The organism is Bacillus sp. 22475 (assembly GCF_052044835.1).
Lineage (GTDB): Bacteria > Bacillota > Bacilli > Bacillales > Bacillaceae_G > Bacillus_A > Bacillus_A cereus.
In genome coordinates, this window is the sequence record NZ_JBQENW010000005.1 from 226,457 (window position 1) to 241,224 (window position 14,768).

Below are 14,768 nucleotides of genomic sequence, written 5' to 3' on the forward strand. Positions count from 1 at the left end.
TGGTCATACTACCAGCGATAAGAACTTATCGGATACAAAAAACGTTTTTTAGGAGGATTCACCATGCCTTTAGTTTCTATGAAAGAAATGCTAAACAAAGCACTAGAAGGAAAATACGCAGTTGGTCAATTCAACATGAACAACTTAGAGTGGACTCAAGCTATCTTAGCTGCTGCGGAAGAAGAAAAATCTCCTGTAATCCTAGGTGTATCTGAGGGTGCAGCTCGTCATATGACTGGTTTCAAAACAGTTGTAGCTATGGTTAAAGCTTTAATCGAAGAAATGAACATCACTGTTCCTGTAGCGATTCACCTTGACCATGGTTCAAGCTTCGAAAAATGTAAAGAAGCAATCGATGCAGGTTTCACATCTGTAATGATCGACGCTTCTCACCACCCATTCGAAGAAAACGTTGAAACTACTAAACAAGTAGTAGAATACGCACACGCTCGTAACGTATCTGTTGAAGCTGAGCTTGGAACAGTTGGCGGACAAGAAGACGACGTAATCGCTGAAGGCGTAATTTACGCTGACCCAGCAGAGTGTAAGCACCTTGTTGAAGCAACAGGTATCGATTGCCTAGCTCCAGCTTTAGGTTCTGTACACGGTCCTTACAAAGGTGAGCCTAACTTAGGATTCGCTGAAATGGAACAAGTTCGTGACTTCACTGGCGTACCTTTAGTATTACACGGTGGTACTGGTATCCCAACTGCTGATATCGTAAAAGCTATCTCTTTAGGTACTTCAAAAATCAACGTAAACACTGAGAACCAAATCGAGTTTACAAAAGCTGTTCGTGAAGTATTAAACAAAGACCAAGAAGTTTACGATCCTCGTAAATTTATTGGACCTGGCCGCGACGCTATTAAAGCAACTGTTGCTGGTAAAATGCGTGAGTTCGGTTCTAACGGTAAAGCGTAAGAATAAAATTCCGTTTTGGAAACCGTCTAGTCTTTTAGACGGTTTCCTTTCGTTGTATAATGAAAGCGTGAACAAGTCGAAAGATTTTATCATTTTTGGTTTTTAAATAGAAAATAATGTGCATAGTCCTATTAATAAATGTGATAACGTATCTAAATTGATAAAGTAAATTCGATGAATAGTTGATCTTTATCTATTCGTGCTACAGGGGAAATAGAGATAATGGTTTCCTATTTATTGAGTTTTGGGATGGAAAGAGTAATTGAGATTCTTAAGGGGAGCTTTCTATAAAAAGATAGAAAGTAAATACATTCACAAGAAGGGAGCTCAATATGGAAAAATTGCTAATTGAAGGCGGAAGAGCTTTAAATGGAACAATTCGAGTAAGCGGTGCAAAGAACAGTGCTGTTGCATTAATTCCAGCGACAATTTTAGCAGATACTCCAGTAACTATTGGTGGTGTCCCTAATATTTCGGACGTGAAAATGTTAGGCGACTTACTAGAGGAAATTGGAGGGAAAGTAACTTATGGACAGGAGGAAGAGATGGTAGTCGATCCTTCTAACATGGTTGCAATGCCTTTGCCAAATGGAAAAGTGAAAAAATTGCGCGCTTCTTATTATTTAATGGGTGCGATGCTTGGCCGTTTTAAAAAAGCTGTTATTGGGCTTCCGGGTGGATGTCACTTAGGACCGAGGCCGATTGACCAGCATATTAAAGGGTTTGAAGCGCTAGGTGCACATGTTACAAATGAACAAGGTGCCATCTATTTAAGAGCAGATGAACTACATGGAGCACGTATTTATTTAGATGTTGTTAGTGTGGGGGCTACGATTAATATTATGCTAGCAGCTGTACGAGCAAAAGGTAGAACTGTTATTGAAAATGCAGCGAAAGAGCCCGAGATTATTGATGTAGCTACATTGTTAACAAGTATGGGAGCACGTATTAAAGGTGCTGGTACAGATGTAATCCGAATAGATGGTGTGGACTCTTTACATGGTTGTCACCATACTATCATCCCAGATCGTATTGAAGCTGGTACGTATATGATTCTAGGAGCTGCATCAGGAGGAGAAGTAACGGTTGATAACGTTATTCCTCAGCATTTAGAATCAGTTACTGCTAAGCTAAGAGAAGCTGGTGTTCAAGTTGAAACGAATGATGATCAAATTACAGTGAACGGTAATAGAAAGTTAAAAGTAGTTGATATCAAAACGCTTGTATATCCAGGTTTTCCAACAGATTTACAACAGCCTTTTACGACGCTTTTAACAAAAGCACACGGGACGGGAGTTGTAACAGATACAATTTACGGTGCCCGTTTCAAACACATTGATGAATTACGTCGTATGAATGCTCAAATTAAAGTAGAAGGTCGTTCGGCAATTGTAACTGGTCCTGTGTTACTGCAAGGTGCAAAAGTGAAGGCGAGTGATTTACGAGCGGGAGCGGCACTTGTTATTGCAGGGTTAATGGCAGATGGAATTACAGAAGTAACAGGACTTGAGCATATTGATCGAGGTTATGAGAATATAGTGGACAAGCTTAAAGGGCTTGGAGCAAACATTTGGCGAGAACAAATGACAAAACAAGAAATTGAAGAGATGAAGAACGCATAAGTGATACTTCCGTAAGGGGGAAGCGAAGCATCACTACTTGCGGAAGTACACTTTATAGAAAAACACGGTTCACAAAATACGGCAGAAATATAAAGACTTAAAGGAGAGGGATTATTGTGGAAAGAAGTTTATCTATGGAGTTAGTACGTGTAACAGAGGCTGCAGCATTATCATCAGCGCGTTGGATGGGGCGCGGGAAAAAGGATGAAGCAGACGGTGCAGCAACATCAGCTATGCGTGATGTATTTGATACAATTCCGATGAAAGGTACAGTCGTAATTGGTGAAGGTGAGATGGATGAAGCACCAATGCTATATATCGGAGAGAAATTAGGTACAGGATATGGACCACGTGTAGACGTTGCAGTTGATCCTTTAGAAGGGACAAACATCGTAGCAGCTGGTGGCTGGAATGCTCTTGCTGTTATTGCAATTGCAGACCACGGTAATTTGTTACATGCTCCTGACATGTACATGGATAAAATCGCGGTTGGCCCAGAAGCAGTTGGGGCAGTCGACATTGATGCGCCTATTATTGATAACTTACGTGCAGTTGCGAAAGCGAAAAATAAAGACATTGAAGATGTTGTAGCAACAGTTTTAAACCGTCCACGTCACCAAGCAATTATCGAAGAAATTCGTAAGGCTGGTGCTCGTATTAAATTAATTAATGATGGAGATGTAGCTGGAGCAATTAATACAGCGTTTGACCGTACAGGTGTAGATATTCTATTTGGATCTGGTGGAGCACCTGAAGGTGTATTAGCAGCAGTTGCTTTAAAATGTTTAGGTGGAGAAATTCACGGAAAACTATTGCCACAAAACGAAGCTGAATTAGCACGTTGTAAAAAAATGGGCATAGAAGACATTAATCGTATCCTTCGTATGGAGGACTTAGTAAAAGGTGACGATGCAATCTTTGCAGCAACAGGTGTAACAGATGGTGAACTATTACGTGGTGTTCAATTTAAAGGTAGCGTAGGAACAACACAATCTCTTGTTATGCGTGCAAAATCAGGTACAGTTCGCTTTGTAGATGGTCGTCATAGCTTAAATAAAAAACCGAACTTGGTTATTAAGTAAAAAGCGTAAGCGGCTCGTTCAGAAAGGTTAAAATGGTCGATCTTTTTAACTATCGGAGCCGGAACTAAATTAAATAAGAAGCGAAGACAAATTTTCTTGTCTTCGCTTCTTGTATTTGTGTTCCAACGTATTGATTAAAACTAGATAAAAGGGTTACAATAGTGAATATTACCCTACTTGAACTTATTGCCTTTCATTATTGATTATTTGCCTTCCGTATTTTTTCCCTTTACCCATGAAAAAAGAGAATAACGTTAAAGTGTGGTGTCTGAATGAATTTGTCAATTGCAGCATTAGAAAACATGAAATTAAAAGAGTTATACGAGCTTGCGAAAGAATTTAAGATTTCGTATTATAGCAAGTTAACGAAAAAAGAGTTAATCTTTTCTATTTTGAAAGCTCGAGCAGAAAAAGAAGGTTTCTTTTTCATGGAAGGCGTATTAGAAATTATTCAATCAGAAGGATTTGGATTCCTACGTCCTATCAACTATTCTCCAAGCTCAGAAGATATTTATATCTCAGCTTCGCAAATTCGTCGTTTCGATTTACGTAATGGAGACAAAGTTTCTGGTAAAGTACGACCTCCGAAAGAAAATGAACGCTATTTTGGGTTATTACAAGTTGAAGCTGTAAACGGAGATGATCCAGATTCAGCAAAAGAGCGTGTGCATTTCCCTGCATTAACACCATTATACCCAGATCGCCAAATGAAATTGGAAACGGAACCGAAAAAGTTACCGACACGTATCATGGATTTAATCGCACCAGTTGGATTTGGACAACGTGGTTTAATTGTTGCGCCTCCAAAGGCTGGTAAAACAAGTCTATTAAAAGAAATTGCACACAGTGTTACAACAAATCATCCAGAAGCAGAATTAATTGTGCTTTTAATTGATGAGCGTCCAGAGGAAGTAACAGACATTGAACGTTCTGTTAAGGGCGACGTTGTAAGTTCTACTTTTGATGAAGTACCAGAAAATCATATTAAAGTAGCTGAACTTGTGTTAGAACGTGCAATGCGTCTTGTAGAGCACAAAAAAGATGTTATCATTTTAATGGATAGTATTACCCGTTTAGCGCGAGCTTACAACCTCGTTATTCCGCCAAGTGGTAGAACATTATCGGGTGGTATCGACCCAGCGGCTTTCCATAGACCGAAGCGTTTCTTTGGAGCGGCACGTAATATTGAAGAAGGCGGTAGCTTAACGATTTTAGCAACAGCCCTTGTTGATACAGGATCTCGTATGGACGATGTTATTTACGAGGAATTTAAAGGAACTGGAAATATGGAACTTCACTTAGATCGTTCGTTAGCTGAACGTCGTATCTTCCCAGCGATTGATATTCGTCGTTCTGGTACACGTAAAGAAGATCTATTAATTCCAAAAGAGCATTTAGACAAGTTATGGGGCATTCGTAAAACAATGCGTGATACACCAGACTTTGTTGAAAGTTTCTTACGTAAGCTTCGTCAAACGAAGACAAACGAAGAATTTTTACAAAACATTGTTGCAGACTCGAAAAGATATGTAACAACTAAGTAAAGGGAAAAGATTGGGACTCGCTTATTTTATAGTAAGCGAGTTTTTTATGCCTTTTAGGTGATATTAAAGAGAGAAATAAGTGGGAGAACCTTAGCTGGTCAGAGCAGAACGAACCGCCTCCACTTTAAGGTGATATCTAGCTCCAGCGGCTAGAATGGTCGGTGGCTTCGCGTCTTCCTACGAGGTAAAAAGCACCTCTACATCAGAAGCTCCATCCCCCTCCCATTCTGAACGAGCCGCTTCTGCTTTTAAATTGTATCTAGTTCCGACGGCTAGCTCTTCGTGTCTAAGAACCTCCCGCCCGAAAGGTAAAAAGCACCTTTTGTGTGAGAGAACCTTAGCCAGTCAGAGCTAAACGAGCCGTCTACACTTTTAATTTCAAAAGACAAAAACAGGTAGTTGCAAAATGAAGTTAGCCTTGTTATAATTTCATCATATGTGTTTCATCAATATAGTTGTGTATGCAGCTGAAGATGAAAAACTCTGTTTCGAAAATGATTCAGGGCGGAAGGAGATGAAAAGAATGAAAGCAGGAATTCACCCAGATTACAAGAAAGTTGTATTCATGGACACAAACACAGGCTTCAAATTCTTAAGCGGGTCTACTAAAGGCTCTAGCGAAACTGTTGAGTGGGAAGATGGTAACACTTATCCATTACTAAAAGTTGAGATCAGTTCTGATTCTCACCCATTCTACACTGGACGTCAGAAGTTTGCTACTGCAGACGGACGCGTTGATCGCTTCAATAAGAAATACGGTATCAAGTAATAAAAACATAAAACAGGCAAGTGTATGTATTCGCTTGTCTGTTTTTTTTGTGAAAATATTATACCTTTACCCTACTTTTAACTAAAAAGTAGATGAAAGGAGAGCTTCATGTACTTAATAAATCAAAATGGCTGGATTGAAGTGATTTGCGGTAGTATGTTTTCTGGTAAATCAGAAGAGTTAATCCGCCGTGTGCGCCGTACGCAATTTGCGAAACAACATGCAATTGTATTTAAACCATGTATTGATAATCGCTATAGTGAAGAAGACGTTGTATCACATAACGGATTAAAGGTAAAAGCAGTTCCTGTTTCAGCTTCAAAAGATATATTTGAACATATCACTGAAGATATGGATGTAATTGCAATCGATGAGGTACAATTCTTTGATGGGGACATTGTGGAAGTGGTGCAAGTATTGGCAAATCGTGGCTATCGTGTCATTGTAGCTGGTTTAGACCAAGATTTCCGTGGTCTACCATTTGGACAAGTTCCTCAGCTGATGGCGATTGCTGAACATGTAACAAAGCTACAAGCAGTATGTTCTGCATGTGGATCTCCGGCAAGTCGTACACAACGATTAATTGATGGAGAACCAGCGGCATTTGATGATCCGATTATTTTAGTTGGGGCTTCAGAATCGTATGAGCCACGCTGTCGTCATTGTCATGCAGTTCCTACAAACAAAGATAAGTAAAACTCGCTGCGCAAGGCGGGTTTTTTTCAGAATAGAGAGTGTGGTTGGTGTGAGCCGCTTACACTTTTAAATATAATTTGCGTTTTTTTGAGTAAGTACCATATACTATTTGTATTAGATACTAGGATGTAGAGGTGAATGATGTGTTAGATCGTTTGCAAGCTGTAGAAAATCGTTATGAGAAGTTAAATGAATTGTTAAGTGACCCAGCGGTTATTAGCGATACAAATAAGCTTCGTGAATATTCAAAGGAACAGTCTGATATACAGGAAACGGTAGAGGTGTATCGTGAGTATAAGGATGTTCGTGAGCAATTAAAAGATGCGAAAGCAATGTTAGAAGAGAAGTTAGACGCAGAAATGCGTGACATGGTAAAAGAAGAGGTTTCTGAGTTAGAATCACAAGAAAAAACGTTATCAGAACGTCTGAAAATTTTACTAGTTCCAAAGGACCCTAATGATGATAAGAACGTTATCGTTGAGGTTCGTGGGGCTGCTGGTGGCGACGAGGCCGCTTTATTTGCTGGTGACTTATACCGTATGTATAGCCGTTACGCTGAGGTACAGGGCTGGAAAACGGAGATTATCGAGGCTAGCTATACAGAGTTAGGTGGATATAAAGAGATTATCTTTATGATTAACGGTAAAGGTGCTTTCGCGAAGCTGAAATTCGAGAATGGTGCTCACCGTGTACAACGTGTTCCTGAAACGGAATCTGGTGGACGTATTCATACATCTACAGCAACTGTAGCTGTATTACCAGAGGCAGAAGAAGTAGAAATCGACATTCACGAGAAAGATGTTCGTGTTGATACATTCGCTTCTAGTGGTCCTGGTGGACAAAGTGTTAATACAACGATGTCAGCGGTACGTTTAACGCATTTACCGACTGGTGTAGTTGTATCTTGTCAGGATGAGAAATCACAAATTAAGAATAAAGAAAAAGCGATGAAAGTATTACGCGCACGTGTTTATGATAAGTTTAGACAAGAAGCACAAGCTGAATATGATCAAAACCGTAAACAAGCTGTTGGTACGGGTGATCGTTCAGAGCGTATTCGTACGTATAACTTCCCGCAAAACCGTGTTACAGACCATCGAATCGGTTTAACGATTCAAAAGCTAGATCAAATCTTACAAGGTAAGTTAGATGATTTCATCAATGCCTTAGTGATGGAAGATCAGGCTCAAAGGATGGAGGCAGCTGAGTAATGCGTGTCTATGAAGCCCTGAAATGGGCTTCTTCTTTTTTACAGGAAAATGGACGAGATGAAAATGCGGGAGAAATTGTCCTTTGTCATGTATTAAAGATGAACAGAACAGGATTACTTATGAATATGCGCGAAGGAATAAATGAGGAACAAGAGGCAAGCTTTACGGAGTTTATCCACAAGCATGTAGAAGGTATTCCTATTCAATATATGATTGGTTATGAAATGTTTTATGGCCGATCGTTCTTTGTGAATGAAGAAGTATTAATACCAAGACCAGAAACAGAAGAGCTTATAGTAGGAGTATTAGAAAGAATTGAGCGCCATTTTGGCGACAAGGAACTACATGTAGCAGATATAGGCACAGGTAGTGGAGCGATTTCTATTACGCTTGCTTTAGAAAATAAAAATCTCCACGTGTATACAGTAGATATTGCACAAGAGTCGATTGAAGTTGCAAAAGAAAATGCAAAAGCTTTAGGTGCAGAAGTAACGTTCTATCACGGTGATTTATTGTCACCATTTGATAAAACGGGTCAAAAGCTAGATGTTGTTGTTTCAAATCCTCCATATATACCGGAAGAGGATTGGCGTGGTCTTTCTCCTGTTGTGAAAGAGCATGAGCCGAAGAGAGCACTTGTTGGTGGAGAAGACGGATTAGATTTTTATCGCCGTTTTATGGAAGAATTGCCGAATGTGTTGCAGGAGAAAGCAATTGTAGCGTTTGAAATTGGAGTAGGACAAGGTGAGGATGTAAAAAGATTGTTACAACAAGCTTTTCCACATGCCCATGTCGAGGTTGTTTTTGATATTAACGGAAAAGACCGTATGGTATTTGCAGAGATGGAGTAAGGTTCACACCTTACTCTATTTTTTTATGGGAAAATTCATATAGATTCTGAATTTAATAGTTTAGAAATATGAAAGTCTGTCCACACTGTTTGTAGAAGGGACGGTGGAGGAAATGAAAAAACAAGTTATTGCTTATCTTCTTATATTATTAATTGGTGCACAGTTACTTGTGCAGTTTGGATATATGAAAGCTGATGCGAAAGGGCCTTCAGTTATTCCGAAAGAGGCCGTTCGATTGCGAATTTTAGCAAATAGTGATTCAGATAAAGACCAGGCATTAAAGCGTAAAGTGCGTGATGAAGTAAAAGCACAAATTGATGGATGGGTAGCGGATTTAACTTCATTTGAAGAGGCACGCAAAGTAATTCAAAGTCATATTCCAGAAATCGAGAAAACGGTGGAAAATACGTTAAAAAGAGAAGGAAGTAAAGAATCATTTCAAGTGAAATTTAGTAAGAATGTAAAGTTTCCTACAAAGGTATATGGGAATTTTATTTATCCAGCAGGAGAATATGAAGCAGTATTGATCACAATTGGAGAAGGTGAAGGGGCGAACTGGTGGTGTGTATTATTTCCACCAATGTGTTTCTTAGATTTTTCGAGTGGGACAGCTGTAAGAAAAGAAGAGCACGTTGTGAAGGCGGAATCTCCTGAAGAGGAGCAGGTGAAACAACTAGATGAGGAAGTAGTAAATGCAGAAGAGAAGAAAGTGGATAAGGTAAAAGAAACGAAAGTTATAAAGCAGGAAGTGGTAAAAAAAGTAACATCTTCTGAAAAGAAAGTAGTAAAAAATGAAACAAAAGTTGAAGAGCAGCCTGTAAGTAAAGAAGAAACAAAAACTGTGGAAAAAGTGGAGAAACCTGTGGAGAAAAAACAAGAAAAGCAAAATGAGTATGTAAAAGTAGAAGAGGAAGAAGAAAAACCAGAAGTTAAATTGTTTATTGTAGAAGCTTTTACATCTTTATTCTCTAAATAGTACTATTGATAAATCCCTCCTCATATATAAAAATGAGGAGGGATTTATTATGAAGAAAGTGTATTTTGCTACGAAAGCAGATGTGGAAAGATTACATTCTTTTTTCGGACAAGCTAATAAAAAAGATGATAAAATAAATGAGTTGTACGCACAATTTATGATTTTGGAAGAGGCGGAAGAAATAAGAGCTGTAATTGGTTATGAACAAAGTGGGGAAGATGTACTTATTCGTTCTTGTTTATTCACACCTCATGTGGATAAACAGACTTTCTTATATTTTTTTGAAATGTTTTTGCAGTATATGAAAGAAAAAAGTGTTCAACAATTGTACTTACTAACAAATCATCCACAATCTGTACCGATCTTTCAGTTTTTTGACTTTTTTGCTATAGAAAAGGATGAGGTTCCAGAGGGAATTCAACAGCTAGAACATTTTTGTAAAAATATAAAAGAGCAGAATGCAATAATACTAAATTGTCAGCTATTCACAAAGTTATCCACGGATTAATTAGGTTTATCCACATTTTGTGGATAAACCTTGTTTGTCTTTTGGATAAATCTCATAGTAAACTAAAAATAGACAAGTATTTAAGGGTAGAAAAGGACGTGGAAAAAAATGCATACAAATATGTGGGTTGTGGATAATGTTGTGGAAAGAAAAAAATATTATCCACAGTTACAAGAAGCAGCAAAATTATTAAGAGAAAATGAGGCGGTTGCTTTCCCTACGGAAACAGTATATGGGTTAGGTGCAAACGCGATGGATGATGAAGCAATCGCGAAAATTTTCGAAGCGAAAGGAAGACCGAGTGATAATCCACTCATTGTCCACATAGGTACAAAATCTCAGTTAGATGGGATTGTGAAAGAAATTCCACCAGTTGCAGAGAAGTTAATGGCGCATTTTTGGCCAGGACCATTAACAATTATTTTGCCGAGAAAAGAAGGGATTTCAGAGAGGGTGACGGCGGGACTTAATACGGTTGGGGTAAGAATGCCTGATCATCCAGTTGCACTTGCTCTTATTGAAGAGGCGAATGTACCTGTTGCGGCACCAAGTGCGAATCGTTCAGGGCGTCCAAGTCCAACACTAGCTTCTCACGTATATGAAGATTTGAATGGGAAGATTGCAGGTATTGTTGATGGTGGTGCAACTGGAGTAGGCGTTGAATCAACAGTAATTGATTGTACAAGCACGGTTCCAACAATATTACGTCCAGGTGGGATTACGAAAGAACAATTAGAAGCGGTGATAGGTACCGTTTCTTTAGATCCAGCTTTAAAGGATGAGAAGGAAAAACCGAAATCACCTGGAATGAAATATACACATTATGCGCCGAAAGCACCACTTAGTATTGTTGAGGGCTCACGTGAGTTTATTCAGCATCTTGTGGATGAGAAAAAGGAAGAAGGATTTAAAGTAGGTGTATTAACGACGGAAGAGTATCAGCATGTATATAACGCAGATGTTATATTGTCTTGTGGTGTTCGAAGTGACTTAGCTAGCGTTGCGACTAAACTATATGATGTACTTAGAACATTTGATGCAAGTGAAGTGGATGTTATTTTTAGTGAGTCTTTCCCTAATGAAGGAATAGGAAATGCTATTATGAATCGTTTAACAAAAGCGGCAGGACATCATATTATTATTGAATGATAAGGTAAGGTTAGCAAACAGAATATTTCTCCTTGGATAAGCATATTGTGAAGTAGCACGTCCAAGGAGGGGCATGAATGACGTTTGAACAGCTAATACCTTTAATAATTATGGCATTCGCCTTAGGGATGGATGCGTTCTCGGTGAGTCTTGGTATGGGGATGATGCCCCTAAAGTTAAGACAAATCCTGTATATTGGTATGACGATAGGGATATTTCATATTATTATGCCGTTTATAGGGATGGTACTAGGTCGTTTTTTATCAGAGAAGTATGGAGAGATTGCACATTTTGCGGGTGCTATTTTATTAATCGGACTAGGTTTTTATATCGTATATTCGACCATTTTACAAAATGAAGAGACTAGAACTGCTCCTATTGGAATTAGCTTATTCGTATTTGCATTTGGCGTTAGTATAGATAGTTTCTCAGTAGGGCTTAGTCTTGGTATTTATGGGGCACAAACAATCATTACGATATTACTTTTTGGATTTGTTAGCATGTTATTAGCATGGATTGGTCTATTAATTGGTAGACATGCGAAAGATATGCTCGGTACATATGGCGAGATAGTAGGTGGCATCATTTTGGTTGGATTTGGATTATATATCCTTTTTCCTATATAATTTTATGTAGGAGGGAATTATGAACAAGCTATTGGAATGGTATGTTAAGTTTTTAACCTTCTTTCCTCGATGGCTAAGAAGACTTATAATTTGGGGTATTATTTTGCAAATTTCGATGTTAGGTTGGATTAAGTTAATTCGTGAATGGTGAGATAGTTCCTTTCTGTGAATATTTTGTTTGTACTATATTTATTGCACTAAAAATTACAGATATAGAAAGGATGAGATGAATGACGAGATTGAAGCAAGTTTTTGGTATTATTATTAGTTTTTTTGTTTTTTGGTTTAGTATGCTCGGTGTACAAATGTTTGCTGAGTTTTTAGATATTGAGTCATTGAAATTTGTTGCGGGAAAGACTGAGGCGGCGCGTGCCTTTTACTCTCCGTACCCGTTTTTAATTGTTTTTCTTATTACACTGCTTTCCCTATACTTCTTCGTAATGAAGCTAGGGAAACCGAAAAAAGAAAAACTGCCTACTTTAGAGGAAAAGAAGGAAGAATTACAATGATAAAAATCCCCTGCTAAAAAGCAGGGGATTTTTATGTTTGAGTGATGGCAGGATTCGATTCTGAGCGAGCCGCTTCCGCTTTTAGATATTATCCAGCTTCAGCGGCTAGAATCTCCGGTCATTTCGCTCTCTCGCATGAAGCAAAAAGCGCTTCAAGGTCGAGAGCTTGAAGTGCCCTGCGATTCTGAACGAGTCGCTTCCGCTTTTAAACTGGCCTAACTAATTCAAATTGTTCTCCTAATTTTGCATAGTTGTGTCCTGCTAGGCGGCTTATTGGTTTGAGTCCTTCTGCGTGAATGCGCCCTTTTTCATATAGATGTTCGGCAACGTGGAAACGAACGATGCGTCCAATTAGTAGATCACAAGCTGGTGAGTCTTCTGTTCCACCAAGTGGAATTGTACGTTCTAATACGCATTCCATTCGAATATTTGCTTCTTTTACACCTGGAACGGAGATGACTTCACTTTCAATTGGTGTTAGTTTTGCTAGTTCAATTTCACTTTCATTTGGCGGGAGATTAGCTGCTGTTTCATTAATTGCTGCTACATATGATTCGTCAGAAATATGTACGACAAATTCACCTTTTTCAATTGCGTTTCGGGAAGTGTCCTTTCTTTCTCCGGCTTTTCGTTGTACAGAAACGGAGATAAGTGGTGGATTAGCAGCGACAATATTGAAATAACTATAGGGTGCTCCGTTTAATACACCGTCTTTTGTTACAGAAGTAACGAATGCGACAGGGCGAGGGATGATACTTCCAGTAAGTAATTTGTAATTATCTTTTTCAGTTTGTTCATTTGGATTAATGGATAACATGCTTGTAATCCCCTTTCTAAATATGAATACTTATTGTTTGTTTACAAGATAACGATGAGAAAATCCTGCTGGAAATAATATTTTGTTTCATAAAAAGAACTTACTTCAATTGTAATGAAGTAAGTTCTTTTTCGAGAATCTCAAATTTGAGATAAAAATTAAAGTAAAACGTATGCGCCAGGTCCGATTAAAGCTACACCAACAGCGACAGCGATTAACATTAAGTTATATTCATATCCGTTTTGTGTTACCCAGTAACCATTTTTTCCGTGAACAGTGAAGATAGCCATTAACATTGTTCCAACGATAAATAATGAACCAACTACAATGAAAATACCTGATGCGAATAAGAAGCCACCTAGTAATTCAGTTGCGCCAGCCATAAATGCCATAAATACACCAGGACGTAAACCGATTGACTCCATCCAGCCACCTGTTCCTTTTAAACCGTAACCGCCGAACCAACCAAATAATTTTTGAGCGCCATGACCCATGAATGTAATTCCTATAATAAGACGAATAATAAGTAGACCGAAATCCATCATTTTTAAAAACCTCCTAAAAGTTATTAACTTACCTTACGTAAGTAATAATAAAATAGTTACTTACTTTAGTCAAGTGGATTTTGAAAAAAGTTTGAATTAAATTTTACAAATTAACAACAAAAAATAAAATGTAGTAAAGACCTCTAGACAAGTTGGGCAAAAAAAGAGAAAATATAAATAGAAGTTAACTTCTAATTGTTATTCAGACAATCAGAATTGACTGGAATTTTGTGAAGCGCTACAATAAGAGTCTATTAGTAATGACGTAATTTATTTCGAAAGCGTTTTTACAGTATAATATTCGAAGTATGAAGTCTTACATGTATCCCGAGCTTTACTAGGGATTGCCCTATAAACTTTTAGGTAAATTATAAGGAGGACTATCCTATGTTTAAAAAATTATTCGGTCTTGGTTCAAAAACAAATGAAGAAACAATCGTAGCTCCATTAACTGGAGCAGTGAAAAATATTGAAGAAGTACCAGATCCAGTATTCGCTGGTCGTATGATGGGTGACGGTGTTGCAATCGATCCTACTGAAGGTGTAGTTGTATCTCCAGTTGATGGTGAAATCGTACAATTATTCCACACAAAACATGCTATCGGAATTAAAGCGAAAAACGGCACAGAAATTTTAATCCACGTTGGATTAGAAACTGTAAAAATGGAAGGCGAAGGTTTCGAAGCTCACGTTTCTGAAGGCCAAGCTGTAAAAGCTGGAGATAAATTAATCTCATTCGACTTAGAATTAATCCGTGAAAAAGCGAAAAGCACAATTACTCCAATCGTTATTACAAACACAGATGCAGCTGAGTCTATTAAGACAACTGTAGGCGTAACAGCTACAAAAGGTTCAACAGAAGTAATGAAAGTTACAATGAAATAATTGCTGTATAAGAGGAATCCGTTTCGTATGAAATGGATTCCTTATTTTTGTTGCATA

17 protein-coding genes are annotated in these 14,768 nt (G+C 38.2%); 15 read left to right on the top strand and 2 right to left on the bottom strand.

Translation table 11 applies throughout. The features are described 5' to 3' along the window. The first annotated feature begins 63 nt into the window (after nucleotides 1-63). The 14 genes from ACTJJY_RS11180 (at nucleotide 64) to ACTJJY_RS11245 (ending at nucleotide 12,464) form a co-directional block, all read left to right on the top strand. On the top strand, nucleotides 64-921 hold the full coding sequence (locus ACTJJY_RS11180) for a class II fructose-bisphosphate aldolase (RefSeq protein WP_001131856.1): 858 nt from the start codon (nucleotides 64-66) through the stop codon (nucleotides 919-921). Between the two features lie 332 nt (nucleotides 922-1,253). Further along, entirely contained in the window at nucleotides 1,254-2,543 is a 1,290-nt protein-coding gene (murA, locus tag ACTJJY_RS11185) for a UDP-N-acetylglucosamine 1-carboxyvinyltransferase (RefSeq protein WP_000413248.1), read from the top strand. A gap of 116 nt (nucleotides 2,544-2,659) precedes the next feature. Further along, on the top strand, nucleotides 2,660-3,625 hold the full coding sequence (glpX, locus tag ACTJJY_RS11190) for a class II fructose-bisphosphatase (protein WP_000442336.1): 966 nt from the start codon (nucleotides 2,660-2,662) through the stop codon (nucleotides 3,623-3,625). A gap of 272 nt (nucleotides 3,626-3,897) precedes the next feature. Then, entirely contained in the window at nucleotides 3,898-5,169 is a 1,272-nt protein-coding gene (gene rho, locus ACTJJY_RS11195) for a transcription termination factor Rho (RefSeq protein WP_001053903.1), read from the top strand. Between the two features lie 523 nt (nucleotides 5,170-5,692). Beyond that, entirely contained in the window at nucleotides 5,693-5,938 is a 246-nt protein-coding gene (locus ACTJJY_RS11200; protein ID WP_000643435.1) for a type B 50S ribosomal protein L31, read from the top strand. 108 nt (nucleotides 5,939-6,046) lie between these two features. Next, nucleotides 6,047-6,634 carry a thymidine kinase gene (locus ACTJJY_RS11205; protein ID WP_000280851.1) on the top strand — a complete coding sequence of 196 codons (588 nt, stop codon included), beginning with the start codon at nucleotides 6,047-6,049 and terminating at the stop codon, nucleotides 6,632-6,634. A 143-nt stretch (nucleotides 6,635-6,777) separates the two neighbouring features. Beyond that, the gene (prfA, locus tag ACTJJY_RS11210; protein WP_140971865.1) at nucleotides 6,778-7,845 is read left to right on the top strand and encodes a peptide chain release factor 1; all 1,068 of its coding nucleotides are present in this window, start codon (nucleotides 6,778-6,780) and stop codon (nucleotides 7,843-7,845) included. After that, the gene (prmC, locus tag ACTJJY_RS11215; protein ID WP_440605525.1) at nucleotides 7,845-8,696 is read left to right on the top strand and encodes a peptide chain release factor N(5)-glutamine methyltransferase; all 852 of its coding nucleotides are present in this window, start codon (nucleotides 7,845-7,847) and stop codon (nucleotides 8,694-8,696) included. Before prfA ends, prmC begins: the two co-directional genes overlap by 1 nt. A 112-nt stretch (nucleotides 8,697-8,808) precedes the next feature. After that, nucleotides 8,809-9,672: a stage II sporulation protein R gene (spoIIR, locus tag ACTJJY_RS11220; RefSeq protein WP_440605526.1), complete on the top strand. Its 864-nt coding sequence runs from the start codon at nucleotides 8,809-8,811 to the stop codon at nucleotides 9,670-9,672. Between the two features lie 49 nt (nucleotides 9,673-9,721). After that, the gene (locus tag ACTJJY_RS11225) at nucleotides 9,722-10,180 is read left to right on the top strand and encodes a mechanosensitive ion channel protein (RefSeq protein ID WP_097988116.1); all 459 of its coding nucleotides are present in this window, start codon (nucleotides 9,722-9,724) and stop codon (nucleotides 10,178-10,180) included. A gap of 108 nt (nucleotides 10,181-10,288) precedes the next feature. Beyond that, entirely contained in the window at nucleotides 10,289-11,329 is a 1,041-nt protein-coding gene (locus ACTJJY_RS11230) for an L-threonylcarbamoyladenylate synthase (protein ID WP_000557356.1), read from the top strand. A 77-nt stretch (nucleotides 11,330-11,406) separates the two neighbouring features. Then, on the top strand, nucleotides 11,407-11,955 hold the full coding sequence (locus ACTJJY_RS11235; RefSeq protein ID WP_000142477.1) for a manganese efflux pump MntP: 549 nt from the start codon (nucleotides 11,407-11,409) through the stop codon (nucleotides 11,953-11,955). Nucleotides 11,956-11,974: 19 nt separating this feature from the next. Beyond that, nucleotides 11,975-12,106 carry a hypothetical protein gene (locus ACTJJY_RS11240; protein WP_001037634.1) on the top strand — a complete coding sequence of 44 codons (132 nt, stop codon included), beginning with the start codon at nucleotides 11,975-11,977 and terminating at the stop codon, nucleotides 12,104-12,106. 79 nt (nucleotides 12,107-12,185) lie between these two features. Further along, entirely contained in the window at nucleotides 12,186-12,464 is a 279-nt protein-coding gene (locus tag ACTJJY_RS11245) for a DUF3935 domain-containing protein (protein WP_000197475.1), read from the top strand. Nucleotides 12,465-12,669: 205 nt separating this feature from the next. Here ACTJJY_RS11245 and ACTJJY_RS11250 read toward each other — a convergent pair whose 3' ends face one another. Together ACTJJY_RS11250 and ACTJJY_RS11255 are read right to left on the bottom strand one after the other, a co-directional pair. Further along, nucleotides 12,670-13,281 carry a flavin reductase family protein gene (locus tag ACTJJY_RS11250; RefSeq protein ID WP_440605527.1) on the bottom strand — a complete coding sequence of 204 codons (612 nt, stop codon included), beginning with the start codon at nucleotides 13,279-13,281 and terminating at the stop codon, nucleotides 12,670-12,672. A 158-nt stretch (nucleotides 13,282-13,439) separates the two neighbouring features. Continuing rightward, complete coding sequence (locus tag ACTJJY_RS11255; RefSeq protein WP_000968616.1) at nucleotides 13,440-13,826, bottom strand: DoxX family protein; 387 nt, start codon at nucleotides 13,824-13,826, stop codon at nucleotides 13,440-13,442. Between the two features lie 387 nt (nucleotides 13,827-14,213). Between ACTJJY_RS11255 and ACTJJY_RS11260 the strand changes: the two genes are divergently transcribed. Then, nucleotides 14,214-14,711 (top strand): PTS sugar transporter subunit IIA, encoded by a 498-nt coding sequence (locus ACTJJY_RS11260; protein WP_000473666.1) that lies wholly within the window; start codon nucleotides 14,214-14,216, stop codon nucleotides 14,709-14,711. Nucleotides 14,712-14,768: the final 57 nt, after the last annotated feature.

Excerpts from the sequence above, each read along its gene's own strand:
- ACTJJY_RS11180 (WP_001131856.1), top strand. The coding sequence starts at position 64 with ATGCCTTTAGTTTCTATGAAAGAAATGCTAAACAAAGCACTAGAAGGA.
- murA (WP_000413248.1), top strand. The coding sequence starts at position 1,254 with ATGGAAAAATTGCTAATTGAAGGCGGAAGAGCTTTAAATGGAACAATT.
- rho (WP_001053903.1), top strand. The coding sequence starts at position 3,898 with ATGAATTTGTCAATTGCAGCATTAGAAAACATGAAATTAAAAGAGTTA.
- ACTJJY_RS11200 (WP_000643435.1), top strand. The coding sequence starts at position 5,693 with ATGAAAGCAGGAATTCACCCAGATTACAAGAAAGTTGTATTCATGGAC.
- ACTJJY_RS11205 (WP_000280851.1), top strand. The coding sequence starts at position 6,047 with ATGTACTTAATAAATCAAAATGGCTGGATTGAAGTGATTTGCGGTAGT.
- prmC (WP_440605525.1), top strand. The coding sequence starts at position 7,845 with ATGCGTGTCTATGAAGCCCTGAAATGGGCTTCTTCTTTTTTACAGGAA.
- spoIIR (WP_440605526.1), top strand. The coding sequence starts at position 8,809 with ATGAAAAAACAAGTTATTGCTTATCTTCTTATATTATTAATTGGTGCA.
- ACTJJY_RS11225 (WP_097988116.1), top strand. The coding sequence starts at position 9,722 with ATGAAGAAAGTGTATTTTGCTACGAAAGCAGATGTGGAAAGATTACAT.
- ACTJJY_RS11230 (WP_000557356.1), top strand. The coding sequence starts at position 10,289 with ATGCATACAAATATGTGGGTTGTGGATAATGTTGTGGAAAGAAAAAAA.
- ACTJJY_RS11235 (WP_000142477.1), top strand. The coding sequence starts at position 11,407 with ATGACGTTTGAACAGCTAATACCTTTAATAATTATGGCATTCGCCTTA.
- ACTJJY_RS11240 (WP_001037634.1), top strand. The coding sequence starts at position 11,975 with ATGAACAAGCTATTGGAATGGTATGTTAAGTTTTTAACCTTCTTTCCT.
- ACTJJY_RS11245 (WP_000197475.1), top strand. The coding sequence starts at position 12,186 with ATGACGAGATTGAAGCAAGTTTTTGGTATTATTATTAGTTTTTTTGTT.
- ACTJJY_RS11250 (WP_440605527.1), bottom strand. The coding sequence starts at position 13,281 with ATGTTATCCATTAATCCAAATGAACAAACTGAAAAAGATAATTACAAA.
- ACTJJY_RS11255 (WP_000968616.1), bottom strand. The coding sequence starts at position 13,826 with ATGATGGATTTCGGTCTACTTATTATTCGTCTTATTATAGGAATTACA.
- ACTJJY_RS11260 (WP_000473666.1), top strand. The coding sequence starts at position 14,214 with ATGTTTAAAAAATTATTCGGTCTTGGTTCAAAAACAAATGAAGAAACA.